The organism is Anaerococcus obesiensis ph10 (assembly GCF_000311745.1).
GTDB lineage: Bacteria > Bacillota > Clostridia > Tissierellales > Peptoniphilaceae > Anaerococcus > Anaerococcus vaginalis.
On the sequence record NZ_HE978531.1, the window covers coordinates 781,319 to 798,350 of the forward strand.

Genomic DNA, 17,032 nt, shown 5'->3' on the forward strand with positions numbered 1-17,032 from the left:
CCTATTTTATTTCTTTAATAGTATAGTAGCATTTTCCATTTGGTGTAACAACTTCTACTTTATCGCCTTTTTTCTTTCCAAGTAAAGCTTCTCCGACAGGAGATTCATTTGAAATAAATCCTTCAAGTGGATTTGATTCAGCTGTTCCTACTATTTTATATTCCAAATCTTCATCAAATTCTTCATCGTGAATTAAAACTTTACTTCCTACGCTAACTTCATCTTTATTTGTAGAATCTTCAAAAGTTTTGGCATGTCTAATCATATCTTCAACTTTTGCAATTCTTGATTCGACTTCGCCTTGTTCGTTTTTAGCTTCATCGTAATCAGCATTTTCTGAAAGATCTCCAAAAGATCTTGCTTCTTTAATTTTTTCTGCTATTTCTGGTCTTCTTTTTGTTTTTAAATATTCTAGTTCGTCTTGTAATTTTTGTAGGTATTCTTTTGATAGAATTACTTCTTTTTGTTCTGTCATTTTATCATCCTTTCAGTGTGGATTTATATTTTTCTAAGGCATCCATCACTTCTTCAATTGTATTTAATTTATTAACCAAATCACGGATTTTGCTTGAGTTTTTAAGTCCTTTTATATACCATGATAGGTGTTTTCTCATTTGCGTTACTACTAATTTTTCTTTTTTATATTTTAATTCTAATTTGTATTGTTCTATAAGTTGGTCAATTATTTGTTTGGAAGATGGCTTTTCATAAAATCCCTTATTTATATAATCTTTTATTTCTTTAAATAAAAAAGGATTGCCCATTGCTCCCCTTGCAAGCATTACCCCATCAGCTTTTGTTTTATCAATTACTTTTACAAAATCTTCTACACAAAATATATCTCCATTTGCTATAACTGGAATTGAGAGATTTTCTTTTAATATTTTTATATGATTCCAATCAGCCTTTCCTGAATACATCTGTTCTTTTGTTCTTGCGTGCAAAATCACATAATCTATTCCAGCATCTTGGGCAATTTTTCCTATTTCTAAATAATTTAAATTTTTGCCATCAATTCCTAATCTAAATTTGATATTTATTTTTTTGTCAGTAGATTTTCTCAAAGTCTTACAAATATCTTCAACTAATTTTGGCTTTGCCATAAGGGCGCTTCCTTCGCCGTTTTTTGTGATTTTTGCTACAGGACAGCCCATATTAAAAGAAATTTCTTTTGACTTTTCAATTGGATTTATTTTATCTTTTACTACTTTTTCAATTATGTCAGGTTTTGAACCAAAAATTTGTATGTTACAATTTTTTTCGTTTTCTGAAATAAATAACAAATCGTCAGTTTTTTTATTGTCATAATAAAGAGCATTTACTGAAACCATTTCTGTAAAGGTTTTGTCTGCTCCGTATTTTTCTGCAATCAACCTAAAACCAACATCACTCACTCCAGCCAAGGGTGCCAACATTATTTGTTTATTTTTTAATTGTTCTCTCATAAATCAATCTTAAACCTTCTAAGGTTAGGTCATTTTCTACGATTTCGATGTATCTGGACTCTGATGCCAATAATTCAGAATATCCTCCAGTTGAAACTATATTTATTTCTTCTTTTGTGATATTTTCTTTTTTAATAATTTCTTTTATCAACTGTTCAATTATTCCATCAATCAAACCAATATATCCAAAAACCATTCCAGCATTTATTGATTCTGATGTATTTTTTGCAATGGCTGATGATGGATCATGCAATTCAATTCTTGGAAGTTGAGCTGTTCTATCTATTAATGCATCAAGACTTGTTTTGAGTCCTGGTGCAATAGATCCTCCCAAATATTGTCCATGTTTATTTACAACATCGAAGGTTGATGCAGTTCCAAGATCAACTACTATAGTAGGTCCTCCATACATTTCGTAAGCTGCTACAGCATCTACTACCCTGTCAGCACCAACTTCTCTTGGATTATCATATTTTATATCAATTCCAGTTTTTGTGCCTATTCCTACAATCATAGCTTCTCTTCCAAAAAATTTTCTATTTGCAGATTGCCATGAATATAAAACATCGGGTGCTACTGATGATATTATTGTATCTTCTATATTATCTTTATCAATTTTATGAATTGCCAAAAAATTATATAGAATTTGAACTATTTCATCGCTTGTTACAATTTGATTTGTTGTAATTCTAAATTTTGTTTTTAATTTCTTTTTATTGTAAACGCCAATCACAGTGTTTGTATTGCCGACATCTACTACAAGTAGCATATATTCTCCTAAATTTTTATAATCTCAACATTAACTCTAATATGATACATCATCTTGTTTGATTTTTCAAGATTATTTACCTAATTTATATTTTCTTATTAGGGTATTTATTTGTTCAATATCTTCAAATTTTACTTGAACTGATTCTTGATTATCTTGATGGTCTTTTCTAGTAATTACTACCAAATTTCCACGTTCTTTATCAAATCCCCATTTTTTTAATTCTTTGTAAGTATAAAATGAATCGTTTAATAAGATTCCATTTTCTCCAATATAAATTTTTGTTTTTGTATTTAGGAAAAATACTAATCCCATAACTATCATTACAGATGCTGTCATAAGACCTGTTTGATTTTTCATTCTGATTCCTTGAAATAAATTTATAGCTCCTGTTACAATTAAAAGCCCAAACAAAATATATTCCATAGTTGATGATCTTTTTCCAAAACTTTTTACATCGCCTTGTAAATTTTTAACTGATTTTTTGCTTTTAAATAATTTAAATCCAAGCCATGCTATAAGTCCTACATAAATTAATATAATAAATTTGTCAAATTGTTTCATATTACCTCCTATTTTTATTTAAACTCAAAAAATAAGGCTTTTTTCAAAAAATGAAATAAAGCCAAATTTAATAAGATTTTAACATTTTTCTATCTTTATTTTACTCATAAACTTCTCTTTTTAAAACCCCAATAAAGGGTAGGTTTCTATACATTTGCATATAATCAAGTCCGTAGCCAACTACAAACTCATTTGGAATTTTAAAGCCAGACCAATCTGGTTTTATTTCTATTTCTCTTCTTTCTGGTTTATCAAGTAAGGTTATAATTTTTACAGAATTTGCTCCTCTTTTTATTAAAGACTCTTTCAAGGCATCTAATGTTCTTCCTGTATCAATTATATCTTCAACTAATAAAACTTCTTTTCCAGTAATATCTGTATCCAAATCTTTTATTATTTTTACATTTCCTGAAGATTGTGTGCCATTTTCGTAAGATGAAACATCCATAAATTCTAAAGTACAATCTAATTTAATATTTTTGGCAAGTTCAGCCATAAACATAATTGAACCTTTTAGAATTCCCACAAGTACAAGCTCGTTTTTGTCTAAATAATATTCGTTTATTTGACCTGCAAGCTGTTTTATTCTTTTATTTAAACTTTCTTCATCAATTAGTACTTGGTCTATTACATCTTCTAAATCAATTTTCATAACTCCTCCACACTTACCATTAAAATATTCGTATCGTCATATTTTACTTTAAAATCCTCACTTCTTCTTTTCCCAACAATCCATGCTAGCTTGTTGTTTATAAATAAAAGTGGAATTTTGTCCCTATCTTTTCTATCAATTTTTTCATCAATAAAGAAATCTTTGAGTTTTTTTCTTTTTCCATTTTTCATGGCGGTAAAATAATCGCCATTTACTCTATACCTGATTTTTATTGAAATATCATCTAAATTTTCCAAACTATAAAAAACTCTATTTTTTTTGCTAGAATTTTTATAAAAATCATAAGAAACAAGAGCTGTTTTAAATTTATAATTTCCAAAAATTTTCTTATCATTTGAATTCATATAGATTTCTTTTAAATTTTTTTCAATAGTTTTTCTTTTTATGTAAAAATCATAAGACCTATAATTTTTTTCAAAGATTAAATCATCTTTAATAATTTTTTTCCCATTTTCTAATGACCTTATTTTTATAAAATCGTCTATATTTGTTTTAGAAAAATCATTGATATTTCCATATAAAAATTCTATAGTCCTTCTTATAAGCCTTGCCTTCAACGCATCTGAAATATCTTCAAATTCATTTTTATCAAAAGAAATATGGTTTGTATCTTTTTTTATAAGAATTTTTTCTAGATTTTTGTCTTCAACTTTTCTTAAAATTTTATAATCACTTTTTGCAATTTCTGATAAGGAAACTAAAGAGTTTTTGAAATTCGGATTTATTTTTTCGATTTCTGGTATTATTTCAAGTCTAATTTTATTTCTGGTATAATCAGTTTCCAAATTTGTATAGTCTATGTGATAGGAAATTTTATTTTCATCTAAAAATTCCAGAATTTCACTTTTAGTAAAGTCCATCATTGGTCTAATTATATCTTTGTTCTTATAATCCATTGCCCTAAGTCCATCAAGACCTGATCCTCTTATTATTCTCATAAGAACCGTTTCTGCCTGATCGTCTTTGTTGTGGGCAACTGCTATTTTTGCATTTTCGTATTTATTTTTTATTGACCTAAAAAAATTATACCTTAAGATTCTTCCAGCATTTTCCGCTGAAATTTTTTCTTTTTTTGCGTAATCATCCATAGACTTATGGTCTATAAATGTTTTAAATCCCAATTTCTCTCCAGTTTTTATAACTAATTTTTCATCTTCATTTGCATCAAGCCTATGCAGATGATTTAGGTGGGCAAGAACTATATTTATTTTGTAGCAATCTTTTACTTCATTTAACAAATAAATTAAAAATTGGCTATCAGGACCACCGCTTGCTCCAACAATTATGGTATCATTTTTTTCTATTAGATTATTTTTTTCTATTGTGGACTTAAACTTATTTATTATTTTCGTCTTTGTACACATATTCGTCTTTCTTAATCATACCTAATTTTTCTCTAGCTATTTTTTCCTTGTACTCATCTGTATTTCTATTTTCATAGTCTTCTTTTATAGAGTCAATTTCTCCTCTTATGCTAGAAATTTTGCTGTTTGTTGTTTTAATATTAGCATTTAAATCCACAATTTGTGCATTTACTTTGCTATTAAATGATTTTGACAAAATAAATACCAATACAAAAACAAGGATACTTCCCATCAAAAATCTTTTATTCTTTTTTGACCTATTTTTAAGGTATTTTTCACATTTATTCATCTATAACCTCATACATTTCACTTGCGTCATTTTTTTTAGCACCATCAATCAAGTCAAGAACTTTTACTTTTAAATTACTTTTTCCAAAGCAAATTTCAACTATATCTCCACATTCTACATCACTTCCTGCCTTGGCAATATTCCCATTTATTTTTACTCTTTCATTTAGGCAAGCGTCTTTTGCAACCTGCCTTCTTTTAATTATTCTTGAATTTTTTAAAAATTTATCTATTCTCATTAAATCACCTTAATTAATTATAACAAATAAAGACCCATTTAGTCCATAATAAAACAATTTCATTTATTTTTTATTATGAGTATAATTGTAATGGTGATATTATGAATAAAATTTTTCATATAGACTGCGACGCCTTTTACGCATCATGCGAAGAGCTTAGAAATCCAAATTTAAAAAATTTCCCAATGGCTGTCGGCGGTCTTTCAAATAAATCAATAATTACAACAGCAAATTATAAGGCAAGAGAGTATGGAATCCATTCTGCCATGCCAGTTTTTATTGCCAAACAACTTTGTCCAGATTTAATTATGGTAAAAGTTGACAGAAAATATTACAAGAAAAAATCAAAAGAAGTTTTTGATATTATAGAATCTTATTCACATACAATAGAACAGGTTTCAATTGATGAGGCATATATTTTTATAGACAATAATGAAGATAAAAAAATTTTAGCACAAAAAATTCAAAATCAAGTTTTAAAAGAAACGGGAATTGGAGTATCAATTGGAATTTCTTACAATAAATTTTTGGCAAAACTTGCAAGCGACTGGAATAAACCGATGGGCATAAAAGAAATAAGCAAAGAAGAAGTGCCTGAAATTTTAAAAAATTTAGATATTAAAAAAGTTCACGGACTTGGAAATAAGTCTGTTCAAAAATTAAAAGATATTGGAGTTTATAAAATCAAAGATTTATTAAAACTTGACCAAGAATTTCTACAATCACTTTTTGGCAAGCAAGGAAGATATGTTTATAAGGTTATAAGAGGCGAAGATAATAGAAAAGTTCAAACAAATACAAAAAGAAAATCAATAGGCAGAGAATTTACCTTTAGAAAAAATACCAAAGATTTAAAAATTTTATACGCTTATATAGACGAAATTTCCCAAAAAATCGAAGAAGATTTGAAAGCAAAAGATATAAAAGCCTACACTGTAAATTTAAAAATAAAAACAGAATATTTTAAAACTCATACAAAATCCTACACCCTACTTTCTCCAATATCAAAAAAAGAAGATATTGCAGAAATTGCCAAGGACTTGTTAGATCAAATTATTTCAAACGAAAATTTAAGGCTTATAGGAATTTCCCTATCAAATTTATCAAAAAAGAATCATACTCAATTAAGCTTATTCGATAAATAATTTTTTAAGAATTTATAAATAAAAAATCGCAAGATAATAGAATTTTCTACTAGCTTGCGATTTTTTTTATTCTTCTTCGTTTTCAAAATTTTCTTCAACATTTTCAGATTCTTTTGAATCTTTTTTGTCAGAATTTATATTTTCTCTTAATTTTTCTTCAATTTCGTGGAGAATGTCTTCGTTTTCTTCAAGATATGTTTTTACATTTTCCCTACCTTGACCAAGTTTTTCTCCATTATAAGAATACCAGCTTCCTGCTTTTTCTACTATGTCTTCATCAACTGCAGAATCCAAAATTACTCCAGATTTTGAAATTCCTTGTCCATACATAATATCAAATTCTACAACTTTAAAAGGAGGAGCCACCTTATTTTTTACAACTTTTACCCTAGTTCTATTTCCTATATAATCATCGCCTTGTTGGATTCCTTTTATTCTTCTAATATCAAGTCTTACTGATGAATAAAATTTAAGAGCCTTACCTCCAGTTGTTGTTTCAGGATTACCAAACATAACTCCAATTTTTTCTCTCAATTGATTTATAAAAATAACTGTGGTATTTGTTTTTGAAATAATTCCAGTCAATCTTCTCAAAGCTTGGCTCATAAGTCTTGCTTGAAGACCCATGTGGCTATCTCCCATTTGTCCTTCAATTTCTGCTTTTGGAACAAGAGCTGCAACTGAATCGACAACAATCAAATCAACCGCACCAGATCTTACCAAAGATTCTGCAATGTCTAGCGCTTGTTCTCCTGTATCTGGTTGAGATAAAATTAATTCGTCAATATTTACTCCCAATTTTTTTGCATATTCTGCATCCATAGCATGCTCAGCATCAATAAAGGCACAAGTATTTCCCAATTTTTGATCTTCAGCAATACAGTGAAGAGTAAGAGTTGTTTTACCAGAAGATTCTGGTCCAAAAATTTCTATAACTCTTCCTCTAGGAAGTCCACCAACTCCAAGAGCAATATCAAGATTTATTGCGCCAGTTGGAATTACAGTTACATCAACCTTTGGAGCTTCGCCCATTTTCATAATAGCACCCTTACCATATTTTTTTTCAATATTTTTAAAAGCTTGGCTTAGGGCTTTTTCTTTATCATTATCTGTGTTTTTTCTTTTTCTTTAGCCATATATTTTCCTTCCTATTTTATAAATTAAAAAATAAAACTTGTCTTCAAAAATCTAAAAAATTTTCTTTAAAATTTATATATCGTCTAAATTTAAAACTTTTTTATTTTTAACTAAATAATCAATTCCTGAAAGCACTGTCAATACAACTGCTACATAAAATAAAACAAGACCTATTGAATTTAATGTAGGATTATTTAATAATAGCATTACAGTAGATACGCATTGGCTCATTGTTTTTGCTTTTCCGCCCTTGCTTGCTGCAATTGTTATATTGTTACTTGCTGCAAGAGTTCTAAGTCCTGTAATAATTAGCTCTCTTGAAATTATTAAAATAACTGCCCAGCTTGGGATTATATTTGTTGCTGTCAATAAAACAAATCCTGCCATAGTCAAAATTTTATCTACTAATGGATCCATAAATTTCCCAAAAGTTGTAACCAAATTTCTACTTCTTGCAAGATGTCCATCAAGAGCATCTGTCAATGATGCAACTGCATATAAAATTGCAGCAACATTATACATTCTACCAAAAATTAAATATAATACCACAAATACTGGCACCAAAATCATTCTTACGGTTGTAACTTTATTTGCTATATTCATATTACTCTCCTTCTAAATAGCTATGATCTACCAAAACTTTTCTAGGCTTACTGCCCTCGTAACCACCGATTACGCCACGAGCTTCCAATTGGTCAATTATTCTCCCAGCTCTAGCATATCCTACTTTTAATTTTCTTTGCAAAAGAGAAACTGAAGCAGTGTTTTCATTTATAATAATTTCTATTGCCTCATCAATCAATTCATCTTCATCATCATTTTCAACAATTTTTGTTTTTTCCTCAACAGTTTCCATAGCTTTTTTATCGTATTCTTCTTCGCGAGTTTGTTTTATATAATTTACAACTCTCAAAACTTCAGAATCCGATACAAAAGCTCCCTGAATTCTCATAGGCTTCATTGCATCTGATGGAGAAAATAACATATCTCCTTTTCCAAGCAAAGTTTCTGCTCCGCTCATATCAAGAATTGTTCTTGAATCAATTTGACTTGTAACTGCAAAAGCAATTCTTGATGGAATATTTGCCTTGATTGTTCCAGTTATTACATCAACTGTTGGCCTTTGAGTTGCAATTATCAAATGGATTCCACAAGCTCTAGATTTTTGAGCAAGTCTTGTAATATAATCTTCAACTTCACTTGCAGCTGTCATCATTAAATCTGATAACTCATCTATTATTATAACAACATAAGGAAGTTTTTCTATATTTTCATCAATTTCTGATAAATCTCTGTATGATGAAATATCTCTTACATGATTTTCTTCAAATAATTTATAACGTCTTTCCATTTCCCTAATTGCCCAAAATAATGAAGACGATGCTTTTTTTGGATCAGTTATAACTGGCATAATTAAATGAGGAATTCCATTATAAATTGAAAGCTCTACGATTTTTGGATCTATCAAAAGCAATTTAACTTCATCTGGCGAATGCTTATATAAAATTGACATTATAATCGTATTTATACAAACACTTTTTCCAGATCCTGTCGCACCCGACACAAGAAGATGGGGCATTTTTTCTATTGCAGAAACTTTTGGCAAGCCTGATATAGATTTTCCCAAAACAAAAGGAAGTTCTTTAGAGCTTTTCATAAACTCTTCGCTTGCAATCATTTCTTTTAAGCCAACAACTTCTTTTTGTGAATTTGGAACTTCTATTCCAACGTGGCTTTTGCCAGGAATTGGCGCTTCAATTCTTATATCGCTTGTTGCAAGTGCAAGGGATAAATCATCAGATAAATTTAAAATTTTTGAAACTTTTACACCTCTTTGAGGTTTTAATTCAAAACAAGTTACGCTTGGTCCAATATTAATTTGAACAACTTTTGATTTTATACCAAAAGAATCCAAGCACTCCTCAATTCTTCTTGCTTTATCTTTTATATCATTTTGGTCAAGCTCGCTATCATCATCCCTGTCATCAAGAAGATCTAGTTTTGGGAATTTATAATTTAAAGTATATTCTTCCTTAAAAGTTTGGTCAAAATCTGATAAATCGACTTGTTTTGATTTGTAGGAATTTATTTTTGCCTTTTCAAACCTTTGGTCAAAATCATCCTTATTTTCTTTTTCTACTTCTTCTTCAATCTTTATAATTTTATTTTTGCTTAAATCTTCTTCTTTGTCTATTTCTTCTCTTTTTTTGTTTTCTCTATTATTTCTAATTTTTTTAAGCTTTTTTTCTCTAAAATAAGTTTTTATTTTGTTGGAAATTTTCATATAGTTTTTTCCCATAAAATTTCCAAAAATTACAGTTTTTTCTTTGGTCTTCGTAATTAAGTCCTTATAAGATATGCCTAATAAATTTTTAATTAAAGAAATCCAAAAAATAATATATAAAATTATTATTCCTGCACTACCTATAAGCCTTTCTAGATAAAAACTAATATTTACTCCCAAAATACCACCAGATTCTCTTATCATTTTTTCAGCATTTTTAATTGATAGGGACAAAGTTTTATCCAAAAATTTCATAGATAAAATTGCCATGGTTAATAAAATCAGGATAAATAAAATATTAAATATCCTAAGATTTTTTTTGAATTTATCCATAAATACAAATAAAAAACTTATAAAAATAAAAATAAAAACAAAGTAAGACATAAATCCAAAAATTCTAAAATTTGTATATGTAATAAAATCTCCCAATCTTCCGGTATTTGGAAGAATTAAAAATATAAATCCTATTAGAGAGATAAACATAAAAAATATAGAAAATGATTTCTTATTAAATTTTCTATTTGCAGATTTTTTTGAATATTTAGATTTTTTTCTTTTTCTATTTGAATTTGTATTTGCCATATTCACCTCACATAGATTATATAACAAAGGAGAAAATAAATAAACTGCCTAATAAATGGCAGCCTTCTTTTAACTTCTACAAAATTTTATTTATGGTACAAAATGAATTAAAAATTTTCGCACAAGAAAAATAATTAATTCATTTTAACCATAATTTTTTGTAGTTAGTTTATAAAATCTTTTAAGACTTAGTCTTCTTTAGATTGTTTTTTTTCTTCTTCAATTAATAGGGCTTTTCTTGAAAGATTGATTCTTCCTTGCCTATCAATTTCTGTAACTTTTACCCTTACCTTATCTCCAATTTTTAAAACATCTTCAACTTTTTCAGTTCTTTTTGTATCAATTTGAGATATGTGTAAGAGTCCTTCTTTGCCAATTGCAATTTCTACAAAGGCACCAAAGTTCATTATTCTTTTTACTTCGCCCTCATAAATATCGCCAGCTTTTGGATCAGTTACAATTGATTTAATCATTTGGATAGCTTTTTTTCCGCTTTCTCCATCATTGCTTGCAACTGTTATGTGTCCATCGTCTTCAGTTTCAATTTTTACACCAGTTGCATCAATTATTTTGTTGATTGTTTTTCCGCCGGCACCAATTACATCCCTAACTTTTTCTGGATCAATATCTATTGAAAAAATTCTTGGAGCATATTTTGATAAGTCTTCTCTTGGCTTGTCGATTGCTGATGTTATTACATCAAGAATTTTAAGTCTTGCCTTATGAGCATCAGCCAAGGCTTCTTGTAAAACTTCTTTATTTATTCCAGAAATTTTCATATCCATTTGAAGAGCAGTAATTCCATCTTTTGTTCCAGCAACTTTAAAGTCCATATCTCCAAGATGATCTTCAAGTCCTTGAATGTCTGTAAGAATTGAAATTGAATTTTCTTCTTTGATTAAGCCCATAGCAATTCCTGCAACAGGTTTTTTAATTGGAACTCCTGCATCCATTAGTGATAAAGTCGAACCGCAAATTGATGCTTGTGATGATGAACCGTTTGATGATAAAACTTCACTTACTACTCTTATTGTGTAAGGAAAATCATTTGTATCAGGCAAAACTGGAATTAAAGCTCTCTCAGCCAAATGTCCATGTCCAACTTCACGTCTTCCAGGTCCTCTTAGTGGTCTAATATCTCCAACGCAAAATGGTGGGAAATTATATTGATGAATATATCTTTTTGTAATTTCTTCTCTGTTCATTGAATCAATTACTTGTTCTTCCCCAGGAGATCCTAATGTTAGAACTGATAAAACTTGAGTTTGACCTCTTTGGAATAATCCAGAACCGTGAGCTCTTGGCAAAAGTCCAGCTTCTGCAGATAAAGGACGAATTTCATCCATCTTACGTCCATCAGGTCTAATTTTATCAATTGAAATCATTCTTCTAACTTCTTTTTTCATAATAGAATCTACAGTTTTGTGAATTTCATCTTCACTTTCTGGAAATTCCTCTAAGAAATCTTCCCTACATTTTTCTTCTATTTCGTTAATATCATCTTCTCTTTGAACCTTATCAGTTGTTCTTATAGAATTTTTAATATCTTGTGTGTATTTATCTTTAATTTTTCTTTGAATTTCAGTTTCAACTTCTTCACAAACTTCCATTTTTTCCTTGCCAATATCATCAATAATTGTTTGGATAAAAGCGCAAATTTCTTTAATTTCTGCATGAGCTACCATCATAGCTTCAAGCATTTCATCTTCTGATAATTCATTTGCACCAGCTTCAACCATATTAATAGCATCAGCAGTACCTGCTACTGTTAAATTCAAAGAAGTCTTTTCTCTTTGGTCTTTATTTGGATTTACAATAAATTTTCCATCAACATATCCAACAGAAACAGCAGCAACTGGTCCATAAAAAGGAATATCAGAAATTCCAAGAGCAATAGATGCACCAATTGTTGTCATACAATCAGGTTCATTATCTTCATCTACAGAAAATGGTGTAGCAATTACTTGAACATCATTGTAAAAATTTTCTGGAAACAAAGGTCTTAAAGGTCTATCCATTTGACGAGAAATCAAAATAGCCTTGTCTGATGCCTTACCTTCTCTTTTTATAAATCCGCCAGGAATTTTTCCAACTGCATAAAGTTTTTCTTGATAATCACAAATAAGTGGGAAAAAATCAATTCCCTCTCTTGGCTTGTCACTTGCAACAGCAGTAACTAATAAAATTGTATCGCCTGTTCTAATTAAACATTCTCCATTAGTTTGCTCAGCAACTTTTCCGATTGTTATAGAAAGATCGGAACCATTTTGTGACTTATATTCATAAGTTTTTTCCATTTTTTCTCCTAACTACAAAAAAGACGGGATAAGTCCCGTCATATTTAACTATTTTCTTAAACCAAGTTTTTCAATAACTTCACGATATCTTTCAATATCATTTTCCATTAAGTAATTTAAAAGTCCTTTTCTACGTCTAATCATTTTGAAAAGTCCTCTTCTTGATGAGTGGTCTTTTTTGTTTGCTTTTAAATGTTCAGTAAGTTCTTTGATTCTTTGAGTAAGAATAGCAATTTGAACTTCTGGTGAACCAGTATCTTTTTCGTCTTTTTGAAATTGTTTAATAATTTCTGTTTTTTGATCTTTATTTAACATAAAATCCTCCTAAAATTTATTCGCCATAACCATGAAATAGTCCGAGGAAACTTAGTCCATAGTTAAGGTATCTTTGATATTATACCAAATATCTTTATTTTTGCAAAGAAAAAATTACATATTAATTTTTCTTATTTAAAAATAAAATTAATCCCAATTTTTTAAAAATCTAATTCATTAATTCCTGCTTTAAAATCAAAAATTTCATAATCATATCCAGAATCTTTTACTAATTTGAAAATATCTTCATTTTTTATAAAAAGAGTTTTGGTGTTGTCGTCTGGATGAAAGGTCATAAGATCATTTTCTTCTATCATATCTTTATCAAAGAACACTTTTATATTTTCATTTGTATTCATCAAACCAAAAACTGATATAATTCCTACTTCTTGCTCCATTATTTCATAAACTTTTTTCGGATCAAGAAAGTGCATTCCTTTTTCATTTAATAATTTATTATAATCTTTTAAGCTAATCATTTTTTTATCATCCATAACTATCAAATAATATTGTCTATTTTTTCTATTAGCCAAAAAAAGATTTTTTGTCCTTGCCCCTTCTTTTCCTTCAATATATTTATCAGCTTCTTCTGTAGTTTCAGCTGGAGGATGTTCTACCATATCATATTTTATATTTAATTTATTAAGTCTATCAAATACTTTTTTGGAACTACTCATAATAATCTCCTTTTTAAAATTTTCAAATTACAATTTTAAATTCTATATTATAAATACCCAATAGGATTAAAAATAAATTTGAGCACAAAAAAAGAGCAGTTTCCTACTCTTTTCTATATTTTTCTATTAATTTTCTTCCTGTTTTTTTATCTTTTTCCATTTGTGCGATTAATTCTTCAGGAGAATTAAATTTATAATCAGGTCTTAGAAATTCTAAAAATTCTATGCTTATATTTTTCCCATATATATCTTTTGAAAAATCCATTATATAGGTTTCGATTTTCATTTTTTTATTTTCAAATGTTGGATTTGTTCCTATATCTGTTAGGGCATAATAAAAATCCCTGTCTATATTTACTCTGGTAAAATAAACTCCAGATTTTGCTGTAACATATTTAAATGAGGGCTTTAGATTTGCTGTTGGGAAATTTAAAAGTCTTCCTCTTTGGGCGCCTTTTATAACTTTTCCTTGCATTTTAAAAGGATGTCCCAAGTCTTTGTTGGCTTTTTCAATTTTTCCTTCTCTTACCATTTGTCTTATGTCTGTGGAATTTATAATTTTTCCATCATCAAGCTCAAAATCTACTACTTTTGTTTTGTAGGCAAAATCTTCCTCGCATTTTTTTAAAGTTTTTATATCTCCTTTTGCCATTTTCCCAAACCTATAATTATCTCCAACTATTACATATTTGGTATTTAATTTTTTATATAAAATTTTTTCAATAAATTCGTAAGGAGATAGATCTTTAAATTTATCTGAAAATTCCAAAAGACAAAAACATTCTATGCCCAAATTTTTCAAAATTTCTATTTTATCTTCAAGACTTGTAAGATATTCTCTTTCTCCATTTAGGATATTTTTGGTGTTTTCTTTAAATAATAATACAGATGGCATTAGATTTTTTGCTTTTGAAATTTTTATATTTTCTTTCATAAGTTTTTGATGACCCTTGTGGACTCCATCAAAATTTCCAAGGCTTACTGCTTTTGGCGATAAGTCAAATTCATTAAAATCCAAGTCGAATATTTTTATATTATCCTTCATAAAACACCTTCTTTAACTTCAAAGTCTTGTTTTTATTTTTATATTCTCCAAGACCAATGAATAAATCTTCTACATAAACTCTAATAAGTCCATCAAAATTTTTTCCAAGATCAATTTTCATAGTCATCCCATTTGTAGCTTGTTTGTAATAAGACTTATCCAAAATTATTTTTTCATATTGATTTAGGGCATCATCAATTGGAATAAGCTTTTTTATAAGCTCATCAACATCTTTATTTTCAAAATCTTCAATTTTTATAGCATCTTTTACATCAAAATTTCCAACTTTAAGCCTTCTAAGTTCTTTTACCGTAGCAAATGTTTTTAAAACTTCTCCCAAATCATTTACAAGACTTCTTATATAAGTTCCTTTTGAACAAGTTATTTTAAATCTTGCATAAGGAAAATCAAAATCTAGGATTTCAAAATCATAAACTTTAATTCTTCTTTGTTTTCTTTCTACAATTTTTCCTTCTCTTGCAAGCTCATATAATTTTTTGCCATTTTGTTTTAAAGCTGAATACATGGGAGGAGTTTGTAAAATTTCTCCTAAAAAATTTTCTTTTATTGCCTTTTCCAAATCTTTTTTTTCAAAAGTTTTTGAAGATTTTTCTAAAATTTCCCCTGTAATATCTTGTGTATCTGTTTTTTGCCCAAAAAATGCAAGAGTCTCATAGATTTTAACCTCATCCATTAAAAAATCTGAAACTCTTGTTGCTTTGTTAATTAAAAGTGGCAAAAGACCAGTTGCAATAGGATCAAGAGTTCCTGCATGGCCTATTTTTTTTATGCCTAGTTTTTTTCTTGCTTGATATACACATTTTCCTGATGACATTCCTGTACTTTTATCAATTAACAAAATTCCGCTAGTCATTTATTGCCTCTTCTAAAATTTTTCTCATTATATTTATAGCCTTATCCATTGAATCTGTATTTATTGTAAATCCAGAAGCTCTAATGTGACCACCGCCACCATTATCTCTTGCAATTTTAGAAACATCAAGATAATCTTTGCTCCTTAAAGAAATTTTAAATTCATTTTCTCCATATTCTTTTACAAGACAAGCTACTTCAATTCCTTTTAAATCTCTAAGCATATTTACAACCGATTCACTATCACCCATTTGTACACCAAAATCCTTACATATTTTTTGGCTTACTCCAACAAGGGCATAAGGCTTTTTAAATTCTACCTTGTTTAAAAGATGATTTTCAAATTGTAATTTTGAAATTTCTTTATTTTGGTAAAGATTTTTATAAATCATTTCAAAATCTGCTCCGATTTTATACAAATCTGCTGCAGTATAAAAAGTTAATTCACTTATATTTGAATATAAAAATCTACCAGTATCCGTAACCAAGCCAGCATACAAAAGTGTAGCTATTTCTTTATCAATCGGAAGCTTCAATCTTTTTATAATTTCATAAACAAGCTCACAGCTTGCAGGAGAATCTGAATGAATTATATTTAAATCCGTTTTGATTGAGCCACCTTCATGATGGTCAATTACAAGAACTTTTTTAGATTTTTTACAAATTTCTATTGCCTTATCAATCCTATCAAATTCTGAACAATCAACAATAATAAACAAATCATATTCTTTTTTGCTAGGATTTTTATAAAAATCAATTTGTGGTAAAAAATTTAAATAATCATCCACTTCACTTATTTTTATTACATCAGATTTTTTTCCATAAAGCTCAAGAGATTTCCTAAGACCAAGAGCTGATCCTAGGGCATCTCCATCAGGATTTATATGGGCTGAAATTGCAATTGTATCAGCCTCATCAATAAATTTTTTAAAATTTTCTAATTCTTTTTGGCTAATCTTCTCGATTTTTGGCATTTTTTTCATCCCTTTTTATGGTTTCAGCAATTAGCTTATCCATATACACGCCATGTTCGATAGAATTGTCATATTTAAACCTAAATTCTGGCATAGATCTTAATCTCATTCTCTCGCCAATTAATTTTTTCATATATCCTTTTGCTTGATCGAGAGCTTCTATTACAGATTCTTTTTTGTTTTCATCTCCCAAAACTGAAACAAAAATATCAGCATAGGATAAGTCATTTGTAACTTCTACTTCAGTTATAGAAACTATTACATTATCTGATAATCTTGGATCATTAATATCTTCTGCCAAAATTTTTGATAATTCTTTTTGCATTTGTGAAGATATTTTTAAGGTTCTTCTTTTGTCCAT

19 protein-coding genes are annotated in these 17,032 nt (G+C 28.5%); 1 reads left to right on the plus strand and 18 read right to left on the minus strand.

All coding sequences use genetic code 11. From position 1 onward, the window contains the following. Position 1 precedes the first annotated feature (1 nt). From greA to HGAG_RS04025, 8 genes are all read right to left on the minus strand, one after another. Positions 2-475 (minus strand): transcription elongation factor GreA, encoded by a 474-nt coding sequence (gene greA, locus HGAG_RS03990; RefSeq protein ID WP_019118023.1) that lies wholly within the window; start codon positions 473-475, stop codon positions 2-4. 4 nt (positions 476-479) lie between these two features. Beyond that, a complete protein-coding gene (dusB, locus tag HGAG_RS03995; RefSeq protein WP_019118024.1) occupies positions 480-1,445 on the minus strand; it encodes a tRNA dihydrouridine synthase DusB in 966 nt (321 codons plus the stop codon). Continuing rightward, on the minus strand, positions 1,423-2,214 hold the full coding sequence (locus HGAG_RS04000; RefSeq protein WP_004838390.1) for a type III pantothenate kinase: 792 nt from the start codon (positions 2,212-2,214) through the stop codon (positions 1,423-1,425). The genes dusB and HGAG_RS04000 overlap by 23 nt, the downstream gene beginning before the upstream one ends. Positions 2,215-2,286: 72 nt before the next feature. After that, complete coding sequence (locus tag HGAG_RS04005; RefSeq protein WP_004838389.1) at positions 2,287-2,778, minus strand: DUF5673 domain-containing protein; 492 nt, start codon at positions 2,776-2,778, stop codon at positions 2,287-2,289. A 100-nt stretch (positions 2,779-2,878) separates the two neighbouring features. After that, positions 2,879-3,430 carry a hypoxanthine phosphoribosyltransferase gene (gene hpt / locus HGAG_RS04010; RefSeq protein ID WP_019118025.1) on the minus strand — a complete coding sequence of 184 codons (552 nt, stop codon included), beginning with the start codon at positions 3,428-3,430 and terminating at the stop codon, positions 2,879-2,881. Then, on the minus strand, positions 3,427-4,815 hold the full coding sequence (gene tilS, locus HGAG_RS04015) for a tRNA lysidine(34) synthetase TilS (protein ID WP_019118026.1): 1,389 nt from the start codon (positions 4,813-4,815) through the stop codon (positions 3,427-3,429). Before tilS ends, hpt begins: the two co-directional genes overlap by 4 nt. After that, a complete protein-coding gene (locus HGAG_RS04020) occupies positions 4,787-5,104 on the minus strand; it encodes an FtsB family cell division protein (RefSeq protein ID WP_019118027.1) in 318 nt (105 codons plus the stop codon). The genes tilS and HGAG_RS04020 overlap by 29 nt, the downstream gene beginning before the upstream one ends. Beyond that, positions 5,097-5,342 carry an RNA-binding S4 domain-containing protein gene (locus HGAG_RS04025; RefSeq protein ID WP_004838385.1) on the minus strand — a complete coding sequence of 82 codons (246 nt, stop codon included), beginning with the start codon at positions 5,340-5,342 and terminating at the stop codon, positions 5,097-5,099. Before HGAG_RS04025 ends, HGAG_RS04020 begins: the two co-directional genes overlap by 8 nt. Positions 5,343-5,443: 101 nt before the next feature. On the opposite strand from HGAG_RS04025, the gene HGAG_RS04030 reads away from it, so the two are divergent. Beyond that, a complete protein-coding gene (locus tag HGAG_RS04030) occupies positions 5,444-6,487 on the plus strand; it encodes a DNA polymerase IV (RefSeq protein WP_019118028.1) in 1,044 nt (347 codons plus the stop codon). 66 nt (positions 6,488-6,553) lie between these two features. Here the strand turns inward: HGAG_RS04030 and recA are convergent, their stop codons facing one another. The 10 genes from recA to rbfA form a co-directional block, all read right to left on the minus strand. Further along, complete coding sequence (gene recA / locus HGAG_RS10555; protein ID WP_051008243.1) at positions 6,554-7,555, minus strand: recombinase RecA; 1,002 nt, start codon at positions 7,553-7,555, stop codon at positions 6,554-6,556. A 141-nt stretch (positions 7,556-7,696) separates the two neighbouring features. Then, complete coding sequence (gene pgsA, locus HGAG_RS04040; protein ID WP_004838382.1) at positions 7,697-8,227, minus strand: CDP-diacylglycerol--glycerol-3-phosphate 3-phosphatidyltransferase; 531 nt, start codon at positions 8,225-8,227, stop codon at positions 7,697-7,699. A gap of 1 nt (position 8,228) precedes the next feature. Then, positions 8,229-10,490: a DNA translocase FtsK gene (locus tag HGAG_RS04045; protein ID WP_019118030.1), complete on the minus strand. Its 2,262-nt coding sequence runs from the start codon at positions 10,488-10,490 to the stop codon at positions 8,229-8,231. 188 nt (positions 10,491-10,678) lie between these two features. Beyond that, the gene (locus HGAG_RS04050) at positions 10,679-12,787 is read right to left on the minus strand and encodes a polyribonucleotide nucleotidyltransferase (RefSeq protein ID WP_019118031.1); all 2,109 of its coding nucleotides are present in this window, start codon (positions 12,785-12,787) and stop codon (positions 10,679-10,681) included. Between the two features lie 48 nt (positions 12,788-12,835). Then, positions 12,836-13,102, minus strand: coding sequence for a 30S ribosomal protein S15 (gene rpsO / locus HGAG_RS04055; RefSeq protein WP_004838379.1), 267 nt, complete (start codon positions 13,100-13,102; stop codon positions 12,836-12,838). Between the two features lie 161 nt (positions 13,103-13,263). Next, positions 13,264-13,779 carry a YbaK/EbsC family protein gene (locus HGAG_RS04060; protein WP_019118032.1) on the minus strand — a complete coding sequence of 172 codons (516 nt, stop codon included), beginning with the start codon at positions 13,777-13,779 and terminating at the stop codon, positions 13,264-13,266. A 103-nt stretch (positions 13,780-13,882) separates the two neighbouring features. Further along, positions 13,883-14,824 carry a bifunctional riboflavin kinase/FAD synthetase gene (locus HGAG_RS04065; protein ID WP_019118033.1) on the minus strand — a complete coding sequence of 314 codons (942 nt, stop codon included), beginning with the start codon at positions 14,822-14,824 and terminating at the stop codon, positions 13,883-13,885. Beyond that, positions 14,814-15,698, minus strand: coding sequence for a tRNA pseudouridine(55) synthase TruB (gene truB / locus HGAG_RS04070; RefSeq protein ID WP_019118034.1), 885 nt, complete (start codon positions 15,696-15,698; stop codon positions 14,814-14,816). The genes HGAG_RS04065 and truB overlap by 11 nt, the downstream gene beginning before the upstream one ends. Then, positions 15,691-16,671: a DHH family phosphoesterase gene (locus HGAG_RS04075; protein ID WP_019118035.1), complete on the minus strand. Its 981-nt coding sequence runs from the start codon at positions 16,669-16,671 to the stop codon at positions 15,691-15,693. The genes truB and HGAG_RS04075 overlap by 8 nt, the downstream gene beginning before the upstream one ends. Further along, the gene (rbfA, locus tag HGAG_RS04080) at positions 16,649-17,032 is read right to left on the minus strand and encodes a 30S ribosome-binding factor RbfA (protein ID WP_004838374.1); all 384 of its coding nucleotides are present in this window, start codon (positions 17,030-17,032) and stop codon (positions 16,649-16,651) included. The genes HGAG_RS04075 and rbfA overlap by 23 nt, the downstream gene beginning before the upstream one ends.